Below are 25663 nucleotides of genomic sequence, written 5' to 3' on the forward strand. Positions count from 1 at the left end.
CGAGGGTTCTGCCTCAGGCCTTGGCCAGCTCCTTCTCGGTCCCGGCCGGGGGCGCGGCTCCGCCGGCGGGGGCGGCGGCCGCCAGGCCCTCGCCCTCGACGTCGACGTTCGGCAGCACGCGGCCGAGCCACTTCGGCAGCCACCAGGCCTTGTGGCCGAGCAGCGCGAGGACGGCCGGGACGATCGCCATGCGGACCACGAAGGCGTCGAAGAGAACGGCGACGGCGAGGCCGAAGCCGATCATCTTGACCATCTGCTCACTGGAGCCGATGAAGCCCGAGAAGACCGCGATCATGATCACCGCGGCCGCGGTGACCACCCGGGCGCCGTGCCGGAAGCCGGTGACGATCGCCTCGCCGGGGCGCGCGCCGTGGACGTACGCCTCGCGCATCCGGGTGACCAGGAAGACCTCGTAGTCCATGGCGAGACCGAAGACGACGCCCACCATGAAGATCGGCATCATCGACATGATCGGGCCGGTCTGCTCGACGCCGAACACGCTGCCCAGCCAGCCCCACTGGAAGACCGCGACGACCGCGCCGAGGGCGGCGACCACGGAGAGCAGGAAGCCGAGGGCCGCCTTCAGCGGGACCAGGACCGAGCGGAAGACCACCATGAGGAGCAGGAAGGCGAGGCCAACGACCAGGGCCAGATAGGGCAGCAGGGCGTCGTTCATCTTCTGCGAGAAGTCGATGTTCATCGCGGTGGCGCCGGTGACCAGGACGTCGTCGCCGGTCGCGCCGCGGATGTCGTGCACCAGCCGCTCGGTCTCCGCGGAGGACGGGCGGTCCTTCGGGATGACCGTGATCATCGCGGCGTCGCCGGCCTTGTTCGGGGTCGGCGGCGTGACGGCCGCCCAGCCCTCGACGCCCTTGATGGAGGTGACGGTCTTGTCGGCGGCGGCCTTGTCGCCGTCCACGACCACGAGCAGCGGGCCGTTGAAGCCGGGGCCGAAGCCGTCGGACAGCGCGTCGTACGCCCGGCGCTCGCTGGTGGAGGTGGGCTTCGCGCCGTCGTCCGGCAGGCCCATCTCCAGGGAGGCGGCGGGCACGGCGATCGCGCCCAGGCCGAGGACGCCGACGACGAGCACCATCAGCGGGCGGCGGATGACGAAGCGGGCCCAGCGGGTGCCGCCGTTGGGCTTGTCGCTCGCCGTGCCCTTGCCCTTGCCCTTGCGCTGCTTCCGGCTGACGACCTTGTCGCCGGCGAAGCCGAGCAGGGCCGGGATGAGCGTGAGCGCGATGAGGACGGCGATCACGACCGTGCCGGCGGCGGCGAAGCCCATCTTCGTCAGCATCGGGATGTTGACGACGGCCAGGCCGACCAGGGCGATGACGACGGTGAGCCCGGCGAAGACGACGGCGGAGCCGGCCGTGCCGACCGCGCGCCCGGCGGCCTCCTCCTTCGTGTGGCCCTCGGCGAGCTCCGAGCGGTAGCGGGAGACGATGAAGAGGGCGTAGTCGATGCCGACGGCGAGGCCGATCATCGACGCGAGGGTGGAGGTGGTGGTGCCGAGGTCCAGGACGTTCGCGAGCGCGGTGATCGTCGAGACGCCGATGCCGACGCCGATGACCGCGGTGAGCAGCGGGAGCCCGGCCGCGACGAGCGAGCCGAAGGTGATGACGAGCACGACGCCCGCGAGGACGATGCCGATGACCTCGCTCGCACCCTGCTCCGGCATGGTCTGGAGCGCGTCGCCGCCGATCTCGACGGTCAGCCCCTGCCCCTGCGCGGCCCGGCCGGTCTCCTTGAGCGCGTCACGGGTCGCGTCGGTCAGCTCCATCGCGTTGACCTTGTACGCCACGGAGACGTAGGCGGTCGAACCGTCGCGGGAGACCGCCTGGGCCGTGTACGGGTCGGTGACCCGGGCGATCTGGTCGGAGCCGGACTGCAGCGCGGCCACGGTCTTGGCGACCTTGGCCTTGTTCGCCGGGTCCTGCATGCTCTGGCCGGCCGGGGCCTTGAAGACCACGCGGGCGGTGGCTCCGTCGGCGCTGGCCCCGGGGAAACGCTGTTCGAGCAGGTCGAAGGCGCGCTGTGCCTCGGTGCCGGGGATGGAGAAGGAGCTGGAGGTGGCGGCGGGCGCGGTGGCGGCACCGACTCCGGCGAGCGCGAGCAACGCCACCCAGAGGAGGGCGACGAGCCGGCGGCGCCGGAAGGCGGAGCGGCCGAGCTTGTAGAGGAACGTGGCCACGGGGGCGTACTCCCGGTGTTGAGTGGGACAGGGCATGGGGAGCCGGCCCGACGGCGTGAGCGGTGCGCAGTCAGGTGGTGCGGGCGGTGCGGATGAGGAAGGTGGTGGGGGCCGCGGGGTGCGGCGGTGGGTCAGGCGCCGAGTGAGGGGAGCACCACGGCGTCGATGTAGCTGCGGAGGAACGCGGAGTCCACCGGCTGGTCTTCGATCAGCGGGCGGGCGATGAACGCTCCGATCAGCATGTGGGGCACGAGCTTCAAAGCCGGGTTGTCGGCTCGGATCTCGCCTCTCCGGACGGCTCGCTGGAGGACTTCGTCGAGGCCGGTCATCTCGGGCTCGACGAGCAGCTCGCGCAGTGCCTGGAGCAGTTCGGGGTTGTCGTGGACGGCATGGGCCAGGCCCCGCATCAGCGCGGAGTCCTTCTCCATCTGGCAGTCGTCGGAGTTCGCGAGGATCGCGTCGAAGTCGCCGCGCAGGCTGCCGGTGTCGATCTCGGCGAGCGAGACCGGCTTGTTGTGGCGCAGCGCCCTGGCGACGAGCTCGGGCTTGCTCCCCCACTGGCGGTAGAGGGTGGCCTTGCTGGATCGGGTGCGGGCGGCGACGGCGTCCATGGTGAGGGCGTCGTAACCGACCTCGCGCAGCAGGTCGAGCACGGCTTCGTACAGCTCGGCCTCCCGCTCGGGGGTGAGCCTGCTGCGAACTGCCATGGCCGGCCTCCTGCTTCCGTCCGGCGAGCGAACGAAACGGTTTCGTACACGTCGACATAACGAAGATACCCCCCGGTATAGCGAAACGAAACCGTTTCGTACGTGTCGTGGAACACAGGCGTTCCGGAACCTTCCGGACCACTTCCGAACTGCTTCTGGACTGACGTACGAGTTGCCTCACCCCCTTCCCGCGGAAAGCATGAGGAGGTGAGTGACGACGTCGCGTATCTCCGCTTCCCGCACCTCCACGGCGAGCTGCTGTGCTTCGCGGCCGAGGACGACCTCTGGGTCGCCCCCCTCGTGCCCGAGGGCCACCGGCCCGGCCGCGCCTGGCGGATCACCGCCGACCGGACCCGGGTCGGGCCCCCGCGCTTCTCCCCGGACGGCCGCCACATCGCCTATACGAGCTGGCGCAGCCTCGATCCGGAGATCCACCTGGCGCCCGTGGACGGCGGCCCCTCCCGGCGGCTCAGCTACTGGGGCTCCACCGACACCCGGGTCTGCGGCTGGTCCCCGCCCGACCAGGACGGCCGGTCCGACATCCTCGCGGTCTCCTCCCACGGCCAGCCCTTCTCCTACTTCTCCTGGGCCTACACGGTCCCCACCGACGGCTCCCCCGGCGCCAAACTGCCCTGGGGCCCGGTCACCGACATCGCCGTCGCCGACTTCGACGAGGACGAAGCCGAGGCCGAGGGCTCCGCGGCACAGCGGCGCAGCCTCCTGCTCACCGGCACCCCGCCGCACGAACCCGCCTCCTGGAAGCGCTACCGCGGCGGCGCCATGGGCCGCCTGTGGCTGCACGGAAGGCGGCTGCTCCCGGACCTCGGCGGGCACCTCGACGCCCCGATGTTCGTCACCGCCCCGCCCGGCGAGAGCGGCCCGGCCGGCGCGGCCGGCGGGACGCGGATCGCCTTCCTCTCCGACCACGAGGGCATCGGCAACCTCTACTCCTGTCTCCCCGACGGCACCGACCTGCGCCGCCACACCGACCACGACGAGTTCTACGCCCGCAACGCCTCCAGCGACGGGCAGCGGGTGGTCTACCAGCACGCCGGCGAGCTGTGGATCGTCGACGAACTCACCGCCGGCTCCCGCCCGCGCCGCCTCGACGTCCGCCTCGGCGGCCCCCGCACCGGCCGCCGCCCCTACCAGGTGCCCGCCGCCCACCACGTGGACGCCCTGTCCGTGGACGAGACCGGCCGGGCCAGCGCCGTCTCGGTGCGCGGCAGCCTCTACTGGCTGACCCACCGCGACGGCCCCGCCCGCACCATCGCCGACACCCCCGGGGTCCGCGTCCGACTCCCCGAGATGCTGGGCAGCGGCGGCCAGGTCGCCTACGTCACCGACGCCGAGGGCGAGGACGCCGTCGAGATCGCCTACCTCCCCCGCGCCAGCGGCGACCGCCCCCCGCGCCGCCTCGCCTCCGGACAGCTCGGCCGCGTCGAGGAACTCGTCTCCGACCCCGACGGCGAACGCCTCGCCATCGCCTCCAGCGACGGCCGCCTCCTCCTGATCGACGCGACGGAGGAGGACGAGGAACCGGAGCTCACGGAGCCTGCCGCGGGGCGCGCGGACGCGGGCGAGGGCGAGGGCGAGGGCGCCACGGTGCCCACGGCCGAGGGCACCGCCGCCTCGGCCGAGGGCGCCGAGGCCGGCGAGAGCCCTGCGGGCCCCGAGGCCACCAAGAGCACCGAGAGCGCCAAGGCCGCCCAGAGCGCCGACAGCCCCGAGAGTCCCGGGGCCGAGGGCCCCGAGGGCCCCGGTGGCACCCCGCCCCAGGGCAAGGTCACCGAGCTCATCCGCTCCCTCAACGGACCGGTCCGCGACCTCGCGTTCTCCCCCGACGGGGCCTGGCTCACCTGGTCGCACCCGGGCATCGGGCGCTCGCTGCGCTCCATCAAGATGGCCCGCATCTCCGGCCCCGGCGCGCCCGCCATCGTCGACGTCACCAACGGGCGCTTCGAGGACGAGAACCCGGTCTTCACCCGCGACGGGCGCTACCTCGCCTTCCTCTCCTGGCGGGGCTTCGACCCGGTGTACGACGTGCACACCGGCGACCTGTCCTTCCCGCTGGGCTGCCGCCCCTACCTCGTACCGCTCTCCTCCGCGACCCCCTCCCCCTTCGCGCTGCTTCCCGACGGGCGGCCCGCCGCCGGCGGCATGGACCCCGCCGACGAGGAGGCGGGCGCCGGGGACGGCACGGTCACCGTCGAGATCGAGGGACTCCCCGACCGGGTCCACCCCTTCCCCGTGACCGCCTCCAAGTACTCCGCCCTCCAGCCGGTGGCCGGCGGCGGCCTGGTGTGGCTGCGCTGGCCGATCTCCGGCGCGCTCGGCGAGACCTTCGCCAACCCCTCCGATCCCTCCCCCCGCCCCACGCTGGAGCACTACAACATCCCCAAGGCCCGCAAGACCGAACTCGTGGGCCACCTCGACTGGTTCGCGGTGAGCGGCGACGGCTCCCGGCTCGTCGTGGTCGACGAGGGCGAGCTGCGGGCCGTCCCCTCCACCGAGTCCGGCGACAGCGACTCGACGGTCTACCTCGACCTGCGGCGCATCGTGCACGAGGTCGACCCGGCCGCCGAGTGGCGGCAGGCCTTCGACGAGGCCGGCCGGATCGTCCGCGCCTACTTCTGGGAGCCGGACATGGGCGGCGTCGACTGGACGGCCGTCCTCGACCAGTACCGCCCGCTCGTCCAACGGGTCGCCTCCCCGGACGAGTTCGCCGACCTGCTGCGCGAGGTGATGGGCGAGCTCGGCACCTCGCACGCGTACGTCAGCCCCGCCCGCCGCAACGAGGGCCCCGCCCACTACCAGCGCCCGCAGGGTCTGCTCGGCGCCAACCTCGTGCCCCGCGACGACGGCTGGACGGTCAAGCGGATCCTGCCCGGCGACTCCTCCGACTCCAAGGCCCGCTCACCGCTCGCGGGCACCGGAATCCGCGAGGGCGCCGTCCTCACCCATGTCGACGGCCGCCCCGTCGACCCGGTGGCCGGTCCCTATCCCCTCCTCTCCGGCACCGGTGGCACCACCGTCGAACTCACCTTCACCCCCGCCGGCGGCGAGGGCCGCTCCCGCCGGATCGCCGTCGTCCCCCTCGTCGACGAACGCCCGCTGCGCTACCAGGACTGGGTGACCAAGCGGCGCGCGGTCGTGCGCGAGATCAGCAGCGGGCGCTGCGGCTACCTCCACATCCCCGACATGGGCGGCTCCGGCTGGGCCCAGTTCAACCGCGACCTGCGGATGGAGGTCTCCCGGCCGGCCCTCATCGTGGACGTGCGCGGCAACGCCGGCGGCCACATCAGCGAGCTGGTGATAGAGAAACTCACCCGCAAGATCCTCGGCTGGGACCTCACCCGCAACGCCCAGCCGGTCAGCTACGCCTCCAACGCCCCGCGTGGCCCGATCGTCGCGCTCGCCGACGAGGCCACCTCCTCCGACGGCGACATGATCACCGCCGCCTTCAAACTGCTCGGCCTCGGCCCCGTCGTCGGCCAGCGCACGTGGGGCGGCGTCGTCGGCATGACGGGCCGCCACACCCTGGGCGACGGCACCACGATCACCGTGCCGATGAACGCCGCCTGGTTCCCCGAATACGGCTGGTCCGTGGAGAACCAGGGCGTCGCCCCCGACCTCGCCGTGCTGCGCACCCCCCTCGACTGGGCCGAGGGCCGGCACGCCCAGCTCGACGACGCCGTGCACGTCGCCCTGGCCCTGCTCGACGAGAACCCGCCCGCGAGCCCGCCCGGCTATGAGGCGGTGCCGGACCGCTCCCGGCCCAAGCTGCCGCCCCGGTCCAGCTCGTAGAGGTCCAGCTCGTAGGCCGTGCCCGGCTCGCCGTCGAGCGTCACGCTGCCCACCGCGCCGAACCCGACCCGGGCGAGCACCGCCCGGGACGGCCCGTTGCCGAGGGTCGCGGCGGCGGTGAGCCGGCTCAGCCCGTACTCCTCGCGGGCCCGCGCGCACAACTCCCGTACCGTCGCGGTCGCCACCCCGCGGCCGGCGGTCTTCTCGGCGACCCGGTAGCCGAGTTCGGCACTGCCGTCGGCTATGTCCACCAGATTGAACCGCCCCACTATCTCCCCGTCCCCCGCGACCAGCACATGGAAGAGGATCGTCCCGACCTCCTGCTCGTCCAGCAGGGCCTGGTGCCGGGCGGCGAACTCCGCCTCCTCGAAATACGCGTCCCCGCGGTCGGGCACGGACGCGGCGAAGAAGGCCCGGTTCTCCCGCTCGAAGGCGAGCACGGCGGGCGCGTGGTCGGGTCGCAGCCGCTCAAGTACGAACGTCGTCACGTCGATTGCCTCAGGTGCCTGGGTTGCCTCAGTCTCGGACATGAGGATCACGGTACGTAACTCCGCGATTCCGTGCAGGAAGTTATCCACAGGCAGCGGAGACAAACACGCGAAGGCGCACCCGGCGTCCCGGGTGCGCCTTCCTCACAGGACGGCGTCAGGCGTCGTAGTCCATGTCGAGGCGGTCCTGGTCCTCCTGCTGCCGGCGCCGCTCGTCCTCGGACTTCGCACGGTCCTTGGCCTGCGACGCGCGCTCGGAGGCCCGGTCCTTGGCCCCGCTCATCGCGTCCTGCATCTTGCCCTTGGCCTGCTGCGCCTTGCCCTGCATGTCGTCCTTGATGCCCATGAAAGGTCACTCCTAGAAGGGTGTGAGGGAGACGGGGCGTGTCGCCCCTTGGGCTTCGACCAGACTGACACGGCAGGACAACCCGTGCATTTCGATCAGATACGGACAGTCACGAACGCGCGGACCGGCGCTCCGTGCGCTCCTCCTCGTCCGCCGCGCCGCCCGCGCCGACCAGCCCCTTGCCGACGCTTCCGAGCCGCGGCTCGAAGCGCCGCATCTCGCGCTGTCCGACGGAGGCGATGATGCCCGGCAGATAGCCGCGGGTGGACTGCATCCCGCGCAGCCACCACTGGGCGTACACATGGGCCGAGCGCCGCTCGACGCCCGCGACGATCCGGTCGACGGCCGGGCCGAGCGGGTAGGTGCGGTTGGACGGCCAGGGCAGCCGGGAGCGCAGCTCGCGCATCACGTCGTCCTGGTCCGCGCCCCGCACCATGTCGGTGTCGGTCCAGGACAGATAGCCGACGCCGACCTTCACGCCCTTGTACGCGACCTCGGCGCGCAGGCTGTGCGCGAAGGCCTCGGCCCCGGACTTGGAGGCGCAGTACGCCGTCATCATCGGCGCCGGGGTCATCGCCGCGAGCGAGGCGATCTGCAGGAAGTAGCCGCGGGACTCCATGAGGACCGGCAGGAACGCGCGGGCCGTGACGGCGCCGCCGATCAGGTTGACCTCGATGACCCGCCGCCAGGCGACCGGGTCGGAGTCGACGAACGGACCGCCCGCCGCGACACCGGCGTTGGCGACCACGATGTCGACCTTGCCGAACCGCTGCTTCACCGCGGCCGCGACCTCGGCCATCGCCTCGTGGTCGGTGACGTCGGCGTGCCACCAGTCGGCCTCGGTGTGCAGCCGGCCGGCGACCTCCTTCAGGAGCTCCGGCTCCAGGCCGACCAGCGCGATCTTCGCACCGCGCGCCGAGAGCTTGCGGGCGAGGAGCTCGCCGACCCCGCGCGCGCCGCCGGTGACGACCGCGACCTGTCCTTCCAGGCTCACCCTGCTCATGCCCCTGCCCCCTCGTTCTCCTTCGCGCCCAGGTAGGTGAGCGTCAGTTCGCGGATCTGCGCGGTGACGGCCTCCGGCGCCTCCACCGGCGTCATGTGTCCCATGCCGGCCAGCTCGACGAGCCCCGTGCAGTGCGGCAGCGCACCTGCCATGGCCCGCGAGTGGCGCGCCGGGGTGAGCCGGTCGTCGGTGCCGACGAGCACGGCCACCGGCAGCTTCAGTTCGCGCAGCCCGACCTCCAGGTCGAGCGCGGCGAGCACCTGCGACCAGCCGTGGCGGGCGCCGCGCGGGCAGGCGTGCACGATCCGGGCGCACGCGTCGACCTTCTCGGGCGCCGAGCCCGGCCCCATCGTCGCGTACTTGAGGATCTTCTTCGAGACGGGCGTGACGGGCCCGAGCGGCGCCTTCGCGCCGAGGACGGCGGCGGTCAGCCGGGTCCGCAGCCGGCCCGGCGCCATCGGTACGACCAGCGCCTCCTCCGTGAGCCGCGAGGGCCCGGTGGAGCAGAGCAGGGCGGCCGCGGCGTGCTGCCGGAAGGCGGGCCTGCGCGAGGCGGCCATGATCGTCATGCCGCCCATGGAGTGGCCGGCCACCACGGCCCGTTCGCCGGGGCCGAGGGTCGCGGTGAGGACCGCCTCCAGGTCGTCGGCGAGGGCCTCCGTGGAGTAGCCCTTGCCGCCGGCGTCTCGCGAACCGGCGTCGAGCGCGGGCGCCGGGGAGTCGCCGTGGCCGCGCTGGTCGTAGACGACGACCCGGTGGTCGGCGGACAGGGCGTGGATCTGCGCGTCCCAGAAGCGGGTGGAGCAGGTCCAGCCGTGGGCGAGGACGACCGCGGGGGCGCCCTCGGGGCCGTACACCTCGACATGGATCGCCGAGCCGTCGGCGGAGGTCACCATCAGATCGCGCGTCACTGCACGGCCTCCTTCTTACGGGTGGCGCGGCGGCCGGCCGCGGGCTTCGCGGGCGCGCGCAGCACTTCGTACTCGGACAGGTCGACGGTCCGCGTCTCGCGCCGGAACTCGCCGGTGGTGCCCGGCCACAGGGTGGTGTTGCGGCCGTTGGCGTCGAGGTACCAGCTCTCGCAGCCGCCCGACTTCCACACGGTCCGCTCCATCCGCTTCTGCACCCGGCGGTTCCAGACGCCGACGGCGGAGGGGCGGACGGCGAGGGCGGTGCGCCCTCCCAGGACATTGAGCTGGCGCAGGTAGTCGGCCATGTAGTTCAGCTGGGACTCGATCATCAGGATCATCGAGGAGTTCCCGAGGCCGGTGTTGGGGCCGATGATCGTCATCATGTTGGGGAAGCCGGCGGCGGTCGCGCCGCGCAGCGCCTCCATGCCGTTCTTCCAGTGGTCGGCGAGCGAGCGTCCGTCGGCGCCGATGACGCGCGGCGCGATCGGCATGTCGGTGACGTGGAAGCCGGTGCCGAAGATGATCGCGTCGACCTCGGTCTCCGTGCCGTCGGCGGCCACGACCACGTTCCCGCGGACCTCCTTGAGGCCGGAGGCGATGACGTCCACATTGGGCTGGGCGAGCGCCGGGTAGTACGTGTTCGACAGCAGGATGCGCTTGCAGCCGAGGCGGTACGAGGGGGTCAGCCTGGCCCGCAGCGCCGGGTCCTTGATCGCCCGGGCGATGTTGGCCTTGGCGAGCCGCTCGACCAGACCGAGCTCGTCGGGCCGCTTGGTGAACGCGCTGACCTGCAGCTCGCGGATCCCCCACAGGAGGCCGCGGCGGGCGGTCGCGGTGAACGGCAGCTGCCGGTGCAGCCAGCGCTCGGGGGCGCTGATGGCGCGGTCCATCCGGGGCATGACCCACGGGGCCGTGCGCTGGAAGAGGGTGAGCCTCCCGACCTTCGGCTGGATCGACGGGACGATCTGGATGGCGGAGGCGCCGGTTCCGACCATGGCGACGCGCTTGCCGGTCAGGTCGTAGTCGTGGTCCCACCGGGCGGAGTGGAAGACCTTGCCGGTGAAGTCGGCGAGCCCCGGGATGTCCGGGATCCTGGGGTCGGAGAGCGGGCCGGTGGCGGAGACGACGACGTCGGCGGAGAAGCTGCCGCGGCTGGTCTCGATGTCCCAGCGCAGCTCGTCCGCGTTCCAGGCCATCTTCATGACCTCGTGGTTCAGCCGCAGGTGCGGCCGGATCCCGAAGGTGTCGGTGACGTGCTCCAGGTACGCGCGGATGTGGCGCTGGCCGGAGAAGGTGCGGGGCCAGTCGGGGTTGGGCGCGAAGGAGAAGGAGTAGAGGTGGGAGGGCACGTCGCAGGCGCAGCCGGGGTAGCTGTTGTCGCGCCAGGTGCCGCCCACGGAGTCGGCTCGCTCCAGGACGACGAAGTCGGTGATTCCCTCGCGGCGCAGCCGGACGGCGGCTCCGATGCCGCCGAATCCCGATCCGATCACCGCCACCCGTATGTGCTCGTGCTTCGCCATGCCGCCTCCCGTGCGCCCGGCCAAGATTCCGCCAGCAATCACTGGCACAATCGGGACTGTAGAGCAGCCGCATACCGAGCGGTAGGGGTAAGGCCGGGGAAAGTTACCGGCGGTACAACATAGGCTGGCGGGCGTGGCAGATCGATCGGGAGACCAGGCGGACCGGGCGGACCAGGTGAACCGGGCGGGCGCGACGGGCGCTTCGAACACGGCGGGCACGGCGGACGCGACGGGCGCTTTGGACGCGGCGGACACGGCGGAGCCCGCAGGGGCGACCGGTATGCCCGCGGGTACGCCGACGGGGGCGACCGGGACCGGGGCGACCGAGGCCGGGGCGACGTGCGTCGCGGACGGGCCCGCGCCGCACGAGTACCGGATGGCCGAACTCGCCGCCGCGGCCGGCATCACCGTCCGCACCCTCCGCTTCTACCGCGAGCGCGGGCTGATCCCGCCGCCCCGCCGCGAGGGCCGGATCGCCTGGTACGACGATCACCACCTGGCCCGGCTGCGCACGATCTCCGCCCTCCTGGAGCGCGGCCACACCCTCAACGGCATCGCCGACCTCACCGCCGCCTTCGAGTCCGGCCGGAACGTCGGCGAGGTCCTGGAGCTGGGCGCCCCCACCGAGGAGGAGCCCGTCCGCCTCACCCCCGAGGAGCTCGCCGACCACTTCGCGGGCGAGGTCACCCCGGAGAACCTCGCCGCCGCGCTCGACCTCGGCTACCTCGCCACCGACGGCGAGGACATCGTCCACGTCAGCCGCAGCCTGCTCGACGTCTCCTCCGCCCTGGTCCGCGAGGGTGTCCCGCTGGCCGCCGTCCTGGAGGCGGGCGGCCGGGTCCGCGAGCACGCGGAGGCGCTGGCGGAGCTCTTCGCCGAACTGCTCGGGAAGTACGCCGCCGAGAAGGACGTGCAGCGGCTGCGCCCGCTGGCCAAGAGCGTGGTCGAGGCGGAACTCTCCCTCGCCCTGGACCGGCGGATGCACGGCGGCGTCTGAGAACGCTTGCGCGTGGTGCGCGTGCGCTACAGCTCGTAGACCGCCGTCACGGGCGCGTGGTCGCTCCAGCGCTCCGCGTGCGTGGCGGCCCGCTCGACGTACGCCTTGACCGCCTTGGCGGCGAGCCCGGGCGTCGCGACCTGGTAGTCGATGCGCCAGCCGCTGTCGTTGTCGAAGGCGCGGCCGCGGTAGGACCACCAGGAGTACGGGCCGTCCTGCTCGGGGTGGAGGGAGCGGACCACGTCCACGTAACCGCCGTCGCCCTCGTCGAGGACGCGGCCCAGCCACTCCCGCTCCTCGGGGAGGAAGCCGGCGCTCTTCTGGTTGGCCTTCCAGTTCTTGAGGTCGGCCTCGCGGTGGGCGATGTTCCAGTCGCCGCAGACGACGACCTCGCGGCCGTCGGCGGCGGCGCGCTCGCGCAGCTCCTTCAGATACGGCAGGAAGGCGTCCATGAAGCGGATCTTCTCGTCCTGCCGCTCGGTGCCGACCTCGCCGGAGGGCAGATAGAGGCTGGCGACGGTGACGCCGGGCAGATCGGCCTCGACATAGCGGCCGCTGTCCTCGAACTCCGCCGTGCCGAAGCCGACGCGTACGGCGTCGGGCTCACGCCGCGTGTAGAGCGAGACCCCGGCCCGGCCCTTGGCGGCGGCGGGCGCGTGGACGGTGAACCAGCCCTCGGGGCTGCGGACCTCGGCGGGCAGCTGGGCCTCCTCGGCGCGCACCTCCTGCAGGCAGACCACATCGGCGGAGGTCCCGGCGAGCCATTCGACGAAGCCCTTCTTGGCGGCGGCTCGGAGACCATTGACATTCGCTGTCGTGACGGTGAGCATCCCGGGAGAATACCGACAACCGGCGTCCGGACTCCTTCGGCGCATCGCATAGACATACGATTGACAGCATGGACATTCGCCCCAACCCCTTCGACCACCCCGACGCCGTCAAGCTCAACGACGCCGTCCAGCTGGAATACGCCGAGCGCTACGCGGACGACGACGGTGAGGGTGAGGGCGATCTCACACACCTCGAACCCTCGATGTTCGCCCCGCCGCAGGGCCTCTACCTGCTCGCGTACGACCCCGGGGGCCGCCCCGTCGCGACCGGCGGCTGGCGCACCCAGGACGCCAACGACGAGGGGTACGCCGACGGCGACGCCGAGCTGAAGCGCATGTACGTGGTGCCCGAGGCGCGCGGCCTGGGGCTCGCGCGGCGCATCCTGGCCACCCTGGAGACGGACGCCCGCGAGGCCGGCCGGACCCGCATGGTCCTGGAGACGGGCACCGCGCAGCCGGAGGCCATCGCGCTCTACACCTCGTGCGGCTACGAGCCCTGCGAGAAGTTCGGCTTCTACCGGGACTACCCGAACAGCCGCTGCTTCGCGAAGGCGCTCTGACCCGTCACCGCACAGATGTCGACCTCGACCCCGGCCCCGGCCCCGGCCCCGGCCCGAGAATGGCTGTGACAGGCCCCTGACAAACATGCCCGGCTCTGGCACTCTGCCCACGCACGTCGATCCGCACCGTTCTCATCCCCCACCTGCCTCGGCAGAAGGAGACATGCGTGAGACGCCATCGCTTCGCCACAGCCGTGCTGCTGTCCGTCGGCGCCCTCGTCGCCGGCGGGCTCGCGTCGACCGGGGCCGCCCAGGCCGCCCCGGCGCCCCGGGCCGCCGGCGACACCGGCCACTCGTTCACCGCCGCCCAGCAGGACCGGGCGGCCGGCTTCTGGACCCCGGAACGGATGCGCTCGGCCGTCCCGCTGGACCTGACGGCCGCTCCGGGCGCGCTGCACCGGGTCCCGCGCGCGGCCGCCCCGACGACGATCGCCCCGACGACCGTCGACCGGAGCGCCGTCTCCCCCACCGCCTTCCCGCAGGCGGGCGGGGCGTGGACGGGCGGCGGCGCGGTCGTGAAGACCTCGGGCCGGGTGTTCTTCACCTTCCAGGGCCGCACGGCCTCCTGCTCCGGAAACGCCGTCACCAGCAAGAACGCCAGCACCGTCATCACCGCCGGCCACTGCGTGAAGTACCAGGGCGCCTGGCACACCAACTGGGTCTTCGTCCCGGCCTACGCCAACGGCAACGCGCCCTACGGCCAGTGGACCGCCGCCAAGACCCTCACCACCCCGCAGTGGGAGGCGAGCGAGGACATCAACTACGACGTCGGCGCGGCGGTCGTCGCCCCGCTGAACGGCCAGACCCTCACCTCGGTCACCGGCGCCCAGGGCATCCAGTTCAACGGCGCCTACAACAAGCCGATGTACGCCTTCGGCTTCCCGGCCGCCTCGCCCTACGACGGCACGAAGCTCGTCTACTGCTCGGGCAACTCCTCGAAGGACTTCCTGTTCTCCCAGGACCACTCGCTCGGCTGCAACATGACCGGCGGTTCCAGCGGCGGCCCCTGGTTCGCCTCCTTCGACGAGTCCACGGGCACCGGCCTCCAGGCCTCGGTGAACAGCTTCGGCTACACCTTCCTGCCCAACCGCATGTTCGGCCCGTACTTCGGCACGGACGCCCAGACCCTCTACGACAAGGCCCAGAGCTCCTGACGCGCACACAGGACGCGCACACGGCGAAGAGCCCGTCCGATCTGCTGATCGGACGGGCTCTTCGTGTCTGTGGACCTGAGGGGATTCGAACCCCTGACCCCCTCGATGCGAACGAGGTGCGCTACCGGACTGCGCCACAGGCCCCTGCGACGTGTGAAACATTAGCATCCCGACCGCAGTACGAGGAAATCCGTTCCCCCGCAGGTCAACGAGCCGGTCATTCGTTGGCCGCGCGCGGGCGGTCGTCGTCCGCGTACTGGTCGAAGAGCGGCGTGCGCCCGTGGTCGCGGCGGGCCTGCGGGCGGGCGGTGCGCTGACGCGGGGCCGGGGCGGGGGTCGGAGCCGGGTCGGCCGCCGTGGAGGAGCGGGCCGAGCTCCAGGTCTCCGGGTCCGTGATGTCGACGCCGCCGGAGGCGCGCGGGGCGACCGGGGCGGTGACGTACGTGGGGAGCGGCACCGGGACCGGGTCCCAGCTGTCGCCGCGGGCCGGGCCGCGCTCGCGCTGCTGGTCGACCCACTCGGCGTGGTCGGTCTGCTCGACCAGCGCCCGGCGGTCCGCCTCCTGCGGGGAGACGGTCGCCTCGGCGGCCGGCGCCGGGGCGGGCTCCGGCTCGGGCGTGGGGGCCGGGCGACGGCTCTCGCGCAGCCGGGCGGCGGCCGCCTCGGCGTTGCGGCGGTCCATCACGTACACGAAGCGCCGCCGCTCCTGGACGCGCAGATAGACGATGTACGCGCTGAGCAGCAGGGCCGGGGCGGCGGGCGCCCACAGGAAGGCGAGGCCGCCGACGGCCGCGACGACCGCGCCGAGCGTGAAGGCGAGGAAGAGGAGCACCGTGGTGCGCCGGCGCCGGGCCAGGACCTTGCTCCGGCGGGCCCGCTCGGCCGCGGCGCCACCGCCGGCACCCGCGCCCGCGCCCGCGCCACGACGCGCGGGGGCCGGAGCGGGGGCCTTGGGAGCCTTGGCGCCCTTGGAGGCCTGGGGGGCCTTGGGGGCCTCCTCCGGCAGTTCCAGGCGGGCTTCCGTTCTGGCCGCGGGCGCGCAGAAGTCCCGGACGTCGACCGAGCTCAGATGCTCGGTCACCGCGTCCGGGTCGACGTCGGATGCCGGGTCGTCGGCCGCGCGGTCCCGGTCCCTGAGCTCCTTGGCGTAACGGCGCTCCATGCCCGCCCGTCCGGACAGCAGCCGGATGGCGGTGCTGAAGCGTTCCGTCGGACGGGCCTCGTTCAGCTCGTCCTGCCTGCGGAGCCACATCGGCACCAAGTAGGCGGCCCAGGCCCCGACAATGACTGCGTAGATGAGGCCGCTGCTGCTCACGCTTCACACGGTAGAGGGGTTCGGGTGAGGGCATCGGCCAATTGGGCCGGTGTGTCGCACGATCTGGCTGATATCACTGAACTTTTTTGTGATTGTTCAGATCGATTGGCGCTCAACTGCCGATTGAATTCGAACACTTATTGCAATCACTGGTGCTGCCGACGCGCCTCGTGCCAACGCCGCACCAACCCCTCCGGCACCTCCTCCGCCGTCAGCGCGAAGACCAGATGGTCACGCCAGGCGCCGTCGATGTGGAGGTAGCGCGGCCGCAACCCCTCCTCGCGGAATCCCAATTTCTCCACGACGCGGCGCGAGGGGCCGTTCTCCGGGCGAATGCAGACTTCCATCCGGTGCAGTCCGACCGTGCGGAAACAGTGGTCGACGGCGAGCGCCACCGCCGTCGGCATGACGCCGCGACCGGCCACGTCCCGGTCCACCCAATAGCCCACATGACCGGAACACATCGAGCCCCAGGTGATTCCCGCGACCGTCAACTGACCGACCAGACGCCCCTGGTACTCGATGACGAACGGCAGCATCCGCCCCGCGTTCGCCTCCGCCCGCAGATGGCGCACCATCTGACGGTACGTGGGGCGCTGCGTCACCGGGCCGGCCGGGCCGGGCGGCGGGACGGTCGCCTCCCAGGGGCGCAGCCAGTCGCGATTGCGCCGGTTCACCTCGCGCCAGGCCCGCTGGTCGCGCATCTTTATCGGGCGGAGCAGCACGTCGCCGTCGACCAGGACCACGGGCCAGGACGGAATCATGACGCCGGGCCCGCTTCCGCCGCCGGTCTGGGGTGGTCGCCGCCGCGGATCTGGTCCACCGCGTGGACCAGCAGCGGTTCCAGGACCGCGAGACCGTCCCGCACCCCGCCCGACGAACCGGGCAGGTTGACGATCAGCGTGCCGCCGCCCCGGGAGCCCTGCGCGACGCCGGCGAGGCCGCGCGAGAGCGCCGCCGTGGGCACCTTCTCCCGGCCGTACGCGCGGATCGCCTCCGGGATGCCCGGGATCTCCCGGTCCAGGACGCGCCGGGTGACCTCGGGCGTCTCGTCGGTGGGCGAGATACCCGTACCGCCGGTGGTGAGGACGACGTCGTAGCCCGCCTCGACCCCGGCGCGCAGCGCCGCCTCCACGGGCGCGCCGTCCGGGACCACCTGCGGCCCCTCCACGGCGAAGCCCATCCCGCGCAGCGCCTCGGCAATCAGCGGGCCGCCCTTGTCCTCGTAGACACCGGCGGCCGCCCGGTTCGAGGCGGTGACGACGAGCGCGGTGTACGGGCCGGTGTGCGGGGCGATGTGCGTCGTTTCCGCCGGGGCGGGCGCCGCGTGCGCCTGCGCCCCGTGCTCGTGGGCCCCGTGCTCGTGCGCCCCCGCCACCTTGCCCGCGCGGGTCACGCCTGGCTCCGTTCGCCCCGCGTCCAGTGGCCGGACTTGCCGCCGGTCTTCTCCTCGACGCGCACGTCGGAGATGACCGCACCCTTGTCGACGGCCTTCACCATGTCGACGACGGTCAGCGCCGCCACCGACACCGCCGTCAGGGCCTCCATCTCCACGCCCGTCCGGTCGGTGGTCTTCACCGTCGCGAGGATCTCCACGGCGTCGTCCGTGACCCCGAGGTCGAGGGTCACCCCGGAGACCGCCAGAGGGTGGCAGAGCGGGATCAGGTCCGGGGTCTTCTTGGCGCCCATGATCCCGGCGATCCGGGCGGTGGCGAGCGCGTCGCCCTTCGGGACGCCCTCGCCGCGCAGCAGCTCGATCACGCGCGGCGAGACGAGGACCCGGCCGCTGGCGCGGGCGGTGCGGGCGGTGACGTCCTTCGCGGAGACGTCGACCATGCGGGCCGCCCCGGCCTCGTCGATGTGGGTGAGTCCTTGCTGCGTGCTCATGGCGGTGACACTCCCGGTCGCTGTGTGGGACGACACGGTACCCCCACCGGCGCCGGCGCACCGGACGAGGTTCAGCCGGTGGTCACCCGAGAAGCAGCACGTCGAGCTCCGCGCCGGGCTCGACCTCGGTCACCTCCTCCGGTACGACGAGCAGCGCGTCCGCGTGCGCGAGCGCCCCGATCAGGTGGGAGCCGGAGCCACCCACAGGGCTGACGGCGCCCGACTCCGCGTCGTACGTCCCGCGCAGGAACTGGCGCCGTCCGGCCGGCGAGGACAGCGTCCGGTCGGCCTTGAGCACGGCGCGCACCCGGGGCCGGTGCGCGTCGGGCCGGTCGCCGAGGCCCATCAGGGCGCGGATCGCGGGCCGCACGAACAGCTCGAAGGAGACGTACGAGGAGACCGGGTTGCCCGGCAGCGCGAGCAGCGGGGTGTGCTCGGGGCCGATCATGCCGAAGCCCTGCGGCTTGCCGGGCTGCATGGCGAGCTTGCGGAAGTCGACGTCGCCGTCGGCCGTCAGGGCCTCCTTGACCACGTCGTAGGCGCCGACGCTGACCCCGCCGGTGGTGACGATGAGGTCGGCGCGGATCAACTGGTCCTCGATGGCGGCGCGCAGCGACTCGGCGTCGTCGGCGACGGCCGGGACGCGGTAGGCGAGGGCTCCGGCGTCGCGGGCGGCGGCGGCGAGGGCGAAGCTGTTGGAGTCGTAGATCTGGCCCTCGCCCAGCGGCTCGCCGGGCTGGGTCAGCTCGCTGCCGGTGGAGATGACGACCACCCGCGGGCGGGGGCGCACCCGCACGGTGCCGCGGCCGATCGCGGCGAGCAGGCCGATCTGCGGCGGGCCGAGGACGGTGCCCGCGGCGAGCGCCAGCTCGCCGGCGGTGACGTCGCTGCCGCGGGCCCGGACGTGGGCGCGGGCCTCGGCGGGGCGGTGGACGCGGACCTCGCCGGCCGCGCCCTCGGGGGCGGCGCTGGCCGGGCGCATCCCGCCGGCGGCGCCTCCGCCGGTGCCGCCGTCGGTCCACTCGACGGGGACGACGGCCTCGGCGCCGGGCGGCAGCGGGGCGCCGGTCATGATCCGGGCGGCCTGGCCGGGGCCGACCTCGGGCAGGCCGCCGGCGCCGGCGGCGACGTCGCCGATCACGGTCAGGACGGCGGGGAACTCCTCGCTCGCCCCGGCCACGTCGGCGACCCGCACCGCGTACCCGTCCATGGAGCTGTTGTCGAAGGGCGGCAGCGCGACCGGCACCGTGACGTCCTCGACGAGCACACAGCCCTGGGCGTCGGCCAGTTGCAGCTCGATGGGCTCGAGCGGGGAGACCGTGGCGAGGACGTCGGCCAGGTGCTCGTCGACGGACCACAGGCCCTTGGCCGGACCGGCGCAGGGGTCGCCGGGGCCGTGGCCATGGTCGTGGCCGTGGCCGTGGCTGCCGTCGTGGCCGTGCTCGTGGCCGTGGTCGTCGCCGGGACCGGGGCCGTGGTCGTGGCCGTGGTCCGCCGGTGCCGTACCGCTGCTGCTCAAGGTGCTACATCTCCTCGCTGACGTAACCGCGGAGCCAGGTCCGGAAGTCCGGCCCCAGATCATCACGTTCGCACGCCAGTCTGACAATGGCACGCAGATAGTCGCCGCGGTCGCCGGTGTCATAGCGCCGGCCCTTGAAGACGACGCCGTGCACGGGGCCGCCGACCCGCTCGTCCTGGACGAGCTTCTGCAGGGCGTCGGTCAGCTGGATCTCGCCGCCGCGGCCCGGCGCGGTCTCGCGCAGTATGGCGAAGACGGCGGGGTCGAGGACATAGCGCCCGATGATCGCCAGGTTGCTGGGGGCCTCGGCCGGCTCCGGCTTCTCGACCAGGCCGGTCACCTTCACCACGTCCGACTCGCCGGTGGGGCCGACGGCGGCGCAGCCGTACAGGTGGATCTGCGAGGGCTCGACCTCCATCAGCGCGATCACGCTGCCGCCGAACCGCTCGCGGACCTCGACCATGCGGGCGAGCAGCGGGTCGCGCGGGTCGATCAGGTCGTCGCCGAGGAGCACGGCGAAGGGCTGCTCGCCGACGTGCGGGGCGGCGCACAGGACGGCGTGGCCGAGGCCGCGCGGGTCGCCCTGGCGCACGTAGTGCATGGTGGCGAGGTCGCTGGACTCCTGGACCTTGGCGAGCCGTTCCTCGTCGCCCTTGCGGGTCAGCGCTTCTTCCAGCTCGTAGTTCCGGTCGAAGTGGTCCTCAAGGGGGCGCTTGTTGCGGCCGGTGATCATCAGGACGTCGGAGAGCCCGGCGGCGACGGCTTCCTCGACGACGTACTGGATGGCCGGTTTGTCGACGACCGGCAGCATCTCCTTCGGCGTCGCCTTGGTGGCCGGCAGGAACCGGGTGCCGAGACCGGCGGCCGGGATGACAGCCTTTGTGATGGACGGCGTCTGAGTCATGCGGTGCACCCTAGCCGTTCGGTATGTGAGGAAGGTAAGGATCACATGAGCTTTCTCAACCCTCGTACCGCTACCGCCCGATACAAGAGGAATACGAGCCGCGTTGAGCATCGAGTCGACGACCGGGTCCACGACCGAACCGCCTGAGAAGCCGGGCACCGAACCGCCTGAGAACACCACCGAGAAGGCGCTGTTGCGCCGGGCGCTGCTCGGGGCCCGTGCCGCCCTGACCGCCGAGGAGCGCGAGCGGGCCGCCGGGGAGCTCGCGCTGGCCGCGCTCGATCTGCCGGAGCTGGCGGAGGCGGGCACGGTCGCCGCGTATGTCTCGGTGGGGCGCGAACCGGGCACGCGCGCGCTGCTCGACGTGCTGCGCGAGCGGGGCGTACGGGTGCTGCTGCCGGTCCTGCTGCCCGACAACGACCTCGACTGGGCGCCGTACGAAGGCTCCGAGCGGCTGACGAAGGCGGGCCGCGGGCTGCTGGAACCGGTCGGCGAACGGCTCGGCCCGGACGCGGTGTGCGGGGCGGACGCCGTGCTGCTTCCGGGGCTCGCGGTCGACGGGCGGGGCATGCGGCTCGGGCGGGGCGGCGGTTCGTACGACCGGGTCCTGGCCCGGCTGGTCCGGTCGGGCGCGGATCCGGCGCTCGTGGTGCTCCTGTACGCGAACGAGGTGGTCGCGCGGGTCCCGGAGGAACCGCACGACCACCCCGTGCACGCGGTGGTGACCCCGGAGGGGGTCCGGCGTTTCAGGCCGTGAGGGCTGGGGCTACGGCTCCAGCTTCAGGGTGTCCCGGGTGGTGGCCTCGACGGCCGCCTGTCCGTAGGACCAGTCGAGCAGCTCGCCCTTGACCCACTTCTCCGTCTGGTCGGTGTAGTGGCTGTCGAAGGCGTGGCCGGAGGCGCCGGAGAGGTTGATCCAGCGAGACTTGTCCCAGTCGCCGACGTTGACCACCATCCGCATGGACGGCACCCAGATCACGTCGTAACCGCCGGCCGCGTTCCAGCCGGTGGCGTCGACGGCGGCCTCGCCGCCGCCGAGGTTCCACGGGCCGCGGTTGAGCAGGGACTGCACGAAGCCGGGGCCGGCGGTGCCGAGGGTCTGGTTCTTCAGGGTCAGCTGGTGCAGCCGGCCCCAGCTCCAGGTGGAGACGTCCTTGCCGAGCTTGGCGGTCAGCTCCCAGCGGGCGTCCTTCATGGCCTGCGCGAGCAGCTGGTCACGGGTCTCGGTGGCGGCGTTCAGCCGGTCGCCCGGGGTGTTCCACCACTCGCTCTTCTCCTGCTTCAGGAGCGGGCGGACCACCTCGTACCAGCGGTCGCCGCCGTCCGGCTGCGCGGTGTCGGGGTCGCGCTCGCCGCACTCGGGGACGAGCTTGTTCTGCTCGTCGACCGGGCCGGTGGTGTCGGCGACGCGGACGTTGATGCACTCGCCCTCGACGCGCAGTTCCTTGGGCAGCTTGTTGCCGAAGGCGAGCTTGAGGACGTTGCGCCAGACCGCGTTGAAGTACGCGGCGGCGGCGGAGTCCGGCTCCTGGGTGTAGTCCCAGCCCTCAAGGAGCTTCTGCGCCTCGCGGACCTGCGGGTCGGAGATGTCGATCTTCAGCAGGAGCGGGTTGAGCAGGGTCGCGATCTCGCTGCGGTTGTCCATCTGCAGGGACTGCATGTCGTCCGGCGAGATCTTGCCGCCGTCCTTGAGCTTGGACTCGATCAGATCGTTGATCCGCTGGCTGCGCGAGCCGTAGCCCCAGTCCCGGGTGAGGAGGTAGGGGTACTTCTTCTCGTCGATGACGGACTGGTTGGCCGTGACGATGTAGCCGCGCTTCGGGTTGTACTCGTAGGGCAGCTCGGCGTACGGGATGTAGCCCTTCCAGTCGTACGAGGAGTCCCAGCCGGGCGCGGGCAGGGTGCCGTCGTAGGCGGCGCCCTTGGTGCGGACCGGGATCTTGCCGGGCGCCTGGTAGCCGATGTTGCCGGCGGTGTCGGCGTAGATCAGGTTCTGGGACGGGACCTCGAAGTCCTTGGCGGCGGCCCGGAAGCCGGCGAAGTCCTTGGCGCGGTTGAGCGCGAAGACGGCGTCCATGGACTTGCCGGGCTGCAGCGCGGTCCAGCGCAGGGAGACGCCGTAGCCGGTGCCGCGGTCGGGGGCGGCGTTGCCGACGGGGGCGGTCTGGCCGACCCGCTCCAGTTCGGTGGAGCGGTCGGAGACCAGCGGGCCGTGCTCGGTGGAGCGGATGGTGATGGGGCGGTCGTCGCCGCCGGCGACCTTGATGACCTCGTCGCGGGTGACGAACGGCTTGGTCTTGCCGTCGACGACATAGCCGTCGGTGCCGATCTTCTCCAGGTAGAGGTCGGTGACGTCGGCGCCGAGGTTGGTGAAGCCCCAGGCGATGGAGTTGTTGTGGCCGATGATCACGCCGGGCATGCCGGAGAAGGTGTAGCCGGCGACGTCGTAGCGGCAGTTCGCGGAGACCGAGCGGCAGTGCAGGCCCATCTGGTACCAGAGGGACGGCAGCATCGGCGCGAGGTGCGGGTCGTTGGCGAGCAGCGGCTTGCCGGAGGTCGTGAAGTTGCCGGAGACGACCCAGGAGTTCGAGCCGATGCCGTTGCCGTTGGGGCCGAGCAGGGCCGGGATCTCGTCGAGGGCGTCGGAGAGCGCGGCGAGCTGGGACTGGATGCCGTTCTGCCCGCCGGAGGTGCCGGTGCCGCCGGAGGTCGTGTCATCGCCCTTCGGCTGAGCCTCGGGGTCGAACTTGCCGGTGACCTTGTCGACGGCGCCGCGGTCGACGATCGGCTGGTGCAGGTCGTACGGGTACCCCGGGTAGAGGTCCTTGATCTGCTGGGGCTTCAGCCGGCTGGTCATCAGGGAGCGGTCGATCTCGTCCTGCATGTTGCCGCGCAGGTCCCAGGCCATGGCCTTGAGCCAGGCCACCGAGTCGACCGGGGTCCAGGGCTCGATGGTGTAGTCGCCGGTGAAGGCCAGGGCCGCGTACTCGACGGAGACGTCGGCCGGGTCCCGGTCCTTGAGGTAGGCGTTGACGCCCTCGGAGTAGGCCTGGAGGTTCTTCTTGGTCTCCGCCGACAGGACCTTGTCGTACTCCTCCTGCGCGACCTTGCGCCAGCCCAGGGTGCGCAGGAAGGCGTCGGTGTCGACCTGGCTCTTGCCGAACATCTCGGAGAGGCGGCCGGCCGTCGTGTGGCGGCGGACGTCCATCTCGTAGAAGCGGTCCTGGGCCTGGACGTAGCCCTGTGCGCGGAACAGGTCCGCCTCGTTGTCGGCGTAGATCTGCGGGACGCCGTTGGCATCGCGCTTGACCTCGACGGGTCCGGTGAGCGCGTCGAGGCGGATCGTGCCGGTCGTCTGCGGGAACGAGCCGCGGACGGTGCTGACGCCCCAGTAGCCCCCGTACCCGACGCCCGCGACCAGCGCGAGCACCAGGACGAGGACGATCAGGCGGGCTCGCCGTCCCTTCTTCTTCTTGGCAGGGGGCGCGGTCGTGTTGGAGGGCATCGCTGTCCTTCGAGGGGCAGGGTGGTCCTGGAGTACGGGAGCAACCTTAGGCGCAGCGTCCGGAGGCCCCGGACGCGGAGTCAGGAAGAGATCCGTTCTTATACGCACTGTTGTGCGATCACACACCAAGAGGGCGTCAAGGATGCGTTAAAGATTAGGTAAGGTAACGAAGTACCGGTGCCGCAGGAACGATCCGTTCGCGGCCCCCGGATCGCCTTTGAGGGGAAGGAACGGCCACTGACTGTCCACCAGCTCAACGAACTCCTGCTCATCTGCTCGCTCGTGCTGCTGATCGCTGTCGCGGCGGTGCGCATCTCCTCCCGGAGCGGGCTCCCCAGTCTGCTGCTCTACCTCGGGATCGGGATCGCCATAGGGCAGGACGGCATCGGCAACGTCGCCTTCGACAACGCCGAACTGACCCAGGTGATCGGCTATGCCGCACTTGTGGTGATCCTGGCCGAGGGTGGCCTGGGCACCAAGTGGAAGGAGATCGAACCCGCGTTGCCCGCGGCGGTCGTGCTGTCGACCGTCGGCGTCGCGGTGAGCGTGGGCATCACGGCGGCCGGGGCGCACTACCTCGTCGGGCTCGGCTGGCAGCAGTCCCTCATCATCGGCGCCGTCGTCTCCTCCACCGACGCCGCCGCCGTCTTCTCCGTGCTGCGCAAGGTGCCGCTGCCCTCGCGCGTCACCGGCGTCCTCGAAGCCGAGTCCGGCTTCAACGACGCCCCCGTCGTCATCCTGGTCGTCGCCTTCTCCACCGCCGGCCATGTCGACGCCTGGTACGTCCTGGTCGGCGAGATCGCGCTCGAGCTCGCCATCGGCGCCGCCATCGGCCTCTCGGTCGGCTTCCTCGGCGCCTACGCGCTGCGCCACATCGCCCTGCCGGCCTCCGGCCTCTACCCGATCGCCGTCATGGCCATCGCGGTCGTCGCCTACGCCGCCGGCGCCATGGCCCACGGCTCCGGCTTCCTCGCCGTCTACCTGGCCTCGATGGTGCTCGGCAACGCCAAGCTGCCGCACGCCCCGGCCAACCGCGGCTTCGCCGAGGGCCTCGGCTGGATCGCCCAGATCGGCATGTTCGTCCTGCTCGGTCTGCTCGTCACCCCCCATGAGCTCGTCCGCGACTTCTGGCCGGCCGTCGTCATCGGCCTGGTGCTCACCGTGGTCGCCCGGCCCATGGAGGTGCTGGTCAGCCTCCTCCCCTTCCGGATCCCCTGGCAGGAGCAGGCCCTGATGTCCTGGGCCGGCCTGCGCGGCGCCGTCCCGATCATCCTGGCCACCATCCCGATGGTGGCCCAGATCGAGGGCAGCGAACGGATCTTCAACATCGTCTTCGTGCTGGTCGTCGTCTACACCCTGGTCCAGGGCCCGACCCTGCCCTGGCTGGCCAGGGCCCTGAAGCTCGGCGACCAGGGCGAGGCCGCCGACCTCGGCGTCGAGTCCGCGCCCCTGGAGCGACTGCGCGGCCATCTGCTCTCCGTGGCCATCCCGGAGGCATCCAAGATGCACGGCGTCGAGGTCGCCGAGCTCCGGCTGCCCGCGGGGGCCGCCGTCACCCTGGTCGTCCGCGACGGGAAGAGCTTCGTCCCCAGCCCCGCCACCGTGCTGCGGCGCGGCGACGAACTCCTCGTGGTCGCCACCGACCCGGTCCGGGACGCCGCCGAACGACGGCTCCGGGCGGTCGGCCAGGGCGGCAAGCTGGCCGGCTGGCTCGGCACCGGCGGCTCGGCCCCCACCCCGCCGGACCGCCCCGCGACCGGATTCCGTCGGCCCTTCCGAAAGCCCCCACGGCAAACATCCGGTTAATCCCAGGCATCATTTCGGACCGGAGGGCGTTTTCCCAGGCGGGAAGACGCCCTTCCCTGTACCATGAAGGCACACCAGATCGAACCAACTCTGCCTGACGCAGAGCTGGCGCGACCGTATGGCGGCCGAGGCGCCCTCCGCAGTGGGCCCCGGTATCTACCGCAGTTCCGCGCAAGAGGACAGCTCTCGGCGACGCCCGCACCACCATGC

21 protein-coding genes and 1 tRNA gene are annotated in these 25663 nt (G+C 72.2%); 6 read left to right on the top strand and 16 right to left on the bottom strand.

Annotated features, from left to right (window positions below):
• Positions 1 to 13 precede the first annotated feature (13 nt).
• On the bottom strand, positions 14 to 2194 hold the full coding sequence (locus KV205_RS22255) for an MMPL family transporter (protein WP_265866310.1): 2181 nt from the start codon (positions 2192 to 2194) through the stop codon (positions 14 to 16).
• Positions 2195 to 2325: 131 nt separating this feature from the next.
• On the bottom strand, positions 2326 to 2901 hold the full coding sequence (locus KV205_RS22260; RefSeq protein ID WP_265866311.1) for a TetR/AcrR family transcriptional regulator: 576 nt from the start codon (positions 2899 to 2901) through the stop codon (positions 2326 to 2328).
• A gap of 207 nt (positions 2902 to 3108) precedes the next feature.
• Between KV205_RS22260 and KV205_RS22265 the strand changes: the two genes are divergently transcribed.
• On the top strand, positions 3109 to 6708 hold the full coding sequence (locus KV205_RS22265; RefSeq protein ID WP_265866312.1) for a S41 family peptidase: 3600 nt from the start codon (positions 3109 to 3111) through the stop codon (positions 6706 to 6708).
• Here the strand turns inward: KV205_RS22265 and KV205_RS22270 are convergent.
• The 5 genes from KV205_RS22270 to KV205_RS22290 form a co-directional block, all read right to left on the bottom strand.
• Positions 6651 to 7238: a GNAT family N-acetyltransferase gene (locus KV205_RS22270; protein ID WP_265866313.1), complete on the bottom strand. Its 588-nt coding sequence runs from the start codon at positions 7236 to 7238 to the stop codon at positions 6651 to 6653. The two genes, KV205_RS22265 and KV205_RS22270, sit on opposite strands and share 58 nt — an antisense overlap.
• Before the next feature lie 115 nt (positions 7239 to 7353).
• A complete protein-coding gene (locus KV205_RS22275; protein ID WP_265866314.1) occupies positions 7354 to 7542 on the bottom strand; it encodes a hypothetical protein in 189 nt (62 codons plus the stop codon).
• A gap of 109 nt (positions 7543 to 7651) precedes the next feature.
• Positions 7652 to 8545 (bottom strand): SDR family oxidoreductase, encoded by an 894-nt coding sequence (locus KV205_RS22280; protein WP_265866315.1) that lies wholly within the window; start codon positions 8543 to 8545, stop codon positions 7652 to 7654.
• Positions 8542 to 9441, bottom strand: a complete 900-nt coding sequence (locus tag KV205_RS22285; RefSeq protein ID WP_265866485.1) for an alpha/beta fold hydrolase — start codon at positions 9439 to 9441, stop codon at positions 8542 to 8544. Before KV205_RS22285 ends, KV205_RS22280 begins: the two co-directional genes overlap by 4 nt.
• An 11-nt stretch (positions 9442 to 9452) precedes the next feature.
• Entirely contained in the window at positions 9453 to 10976 is a 1524-nt protein-coding gene (locus tag KV205_RS22290; protein WP_265866316.1) for an NAD(P)/FAD-dependent oxidoreductase, read from the bottom strand.
• 376 nt (positions 10977 to 11352) lie between these two features.
• Between KV205_RS22290 and KV205_RS22295 the strand changes: the two genes are divergently transcribed.
• Complete coding sequence (locus KV205_RS22295) at positions 11353 to 11973, top strand: MerR family transcriptional regulator (RefSeq protein ID WP_265866486.1); 621 nt, start codon at positions 11353 to 11355, stop codon at positions 11971 to 11973.
• Positions 11974 to 11999: 26 nt separating this feature from the next.
• On the opposite strand, the gene KV205_RS22300 is transcribed toward KV205_RS22295, so the two are convergent.
• Entirely contained in the window at positions 12000 to 12803 is an 804-nt protein-coding gene (locus KV205_RS22300; RefSeq protein ID WP_265866317.1) for an exodeoxyribonuclease III, read from the bottom strand.
• Between the two features lie 68 nt (positions 12804 to 12871).
• Here KV205_RS22300 and KV205_RS22305 point away from each other — a divergent pair, with 68 nt between their 5' ends.
• A complete protein-coding gene (locus KV205_RS22305) occupies positions 12872 to 13363 on the top strand; it encodes a GNAT family N-acetyltransferase (RefSeq protein ID WP_265866318.1) in 492 nt (163 codons plus the stop codon).
• Positions 13364 to 13530: 167 nt separating this feature from the next.
• Positions 13531 to 14517, top strand: a complete 987-nt coding sequence (locus tag KV205_RS22310; RefSeq protein ID WP_265866319.1) for a serine protease — start codon at positions 13531 to 13533, stop codon at positions 14515 to 14517.
• Positions 14518 to 14587: 70 nt separating this feature from the next.
• Here the strand turns inward: KV205_RS22310 and KV205_RS22315 are convergent.
• The 7 genes from KV205_RS22315 to galU form a co-directional block, all read right to left on the bottom strand.
• Positions 14588 to 14661: transfer RNA gene (locus tag KV205_RS22315), tRNA-Ala, on the bottom strand.
• Between the two features lie 73 nt (positions 14662 to 14734).
• Positions 14735 to 15832, bottom strand: a complete 1098-nt coding sequence (gene glpR, locus KV205_RS22320) for a gephyrin-like molybdotransferase receptor GlpR (protein ID WP_265866320.1) — start codon at positions 15830 to 15832, stop codon at positions 14735 to 14737.
• Positions 15833 to 15978: 146 nt separating this feature from the next.
• A complete protein-coding gene (locus KV205_RS22325; RefSeq protein ID WP_265866321.1) occupies positions 15979 to 16596 on the bottom strand; it encodes a GNAT family N-acetyltransferase in 618 nt (205 codons plus the stop codon).
• Positions 16593 to 17228 carry a molybdenum cofactor biosynthesis protein B gene (locus tag KV205_RS22330; protein WP_374214708.1) on the bottom strand — a complete coding sequence of 212 codons (636 nt, stop codon included), beginning with the start codon at positions 17226 to 17228 and terminating at the stop codon, positions 16593 to 16595. The genes KV205_RS22325 and KV205_RS22330 overlap by 4 nt, the downstream gene beginning before the upstream one ends.
• Positions 17225 to 17719, bottom strand: coding sequence for a cyclic pyranopterin monophosphate synthase MoaC (gene moaC / locus KV205_RS22335; protein WP_265866322.1), 495 nt, complete (start codon positions 17717 to 17719; stop codon positions 17225 to 17227). Before moaC ends, KV205_RS22330 begins: the two co-directional genes overlap by 4 nt.
• An 82-nt stretch (positions 17720 to 17801) precedes the next feature.
• Positions 17802 to 19079 carry a gephyrin-like molybdotransferase Glp gene (gene glp / locus KV205_RS22340; protein WP_265866488.1) on the bottom strand — a complete coding sequence of 426 codons (1278 nt, stop codon included), beginning with the start codon at positions 19077 to 19079 and terminating at the stop codon, positions 17802 to 17804.
• Positions 19080 to 19242: 163 nt separating this feature from the next.
• Positions 19243 to 20142, bottom strand: coding sequence for a UTP--glucose-1-phosphate uridylyltransferase GalU (gene galU / locus KV205_RS22345; protein ID WP_265866323.1), 900 nt, complete (start codon positions 20140 to 20142; stop codon positions 19243 to 19245).
• Positions 20143 to 20332: 190 nt separating this feature from the next.
• Here galU and KV205_RS22350 point away from each other — a divergent pair, with 190 nt between their 5' ends.
• On the top strand, positions 20333 to 20899 hold the full coding sequence (locus tag KV205_RS22350; RefSeq protein WP_265866489.1) for a 5-formyltetrahydrofolate cyclo-ligase: 567 nt from the start codon (positions 20333 to 20335) through the stop codon (positions 20897 to 20899).
• Between the two features lie 9 nt (positions 20900 to 20908).
• Here the strand turns inward: KV205_RS22350 and KV205_RS22355 are convergent, their stop codons facing one another.
• Positions 20909 to 23647 carry a penicillin acylase family protein gene (locus tag KV205_RS22355; protein ID WP_265866324.1) on the bottom strand — a complete coding sequence of 913 codons (2739 nt, stop codon included), beginning with the start codon at positions 23645 to 23647 and terminating at the stop codon, positions 20909 to 20911.
• 237 nt (positions 23648 to 23884) lie between these two features.
• On the opposite strand from KV205_RS22355, the gene KV205_RS22360 reads away from it, so the two are divergent.
• Positions 23885 to 25453: a potassium/proton antiporter gene (locus KV205_RS22360; RefSeq protein ID WP_265866490.1), complete on the top strand. Its 1569-nt coding sequence runs from the start codon at positions 23885 to 23887 to the stop codon at positions 25451 to 25453.
• The last annotated feature ends 210 nt before the right edge of the window (positions 25454 to 25663 follow it).

This window comes from Streptomyces sp. SKN60 (assembly GCF_026236535.1).
GTDB lineage: Bacteria > Actinomycetota > Actinomycetes > Streptomycetales > Streptomycetaceae > Streptomyces.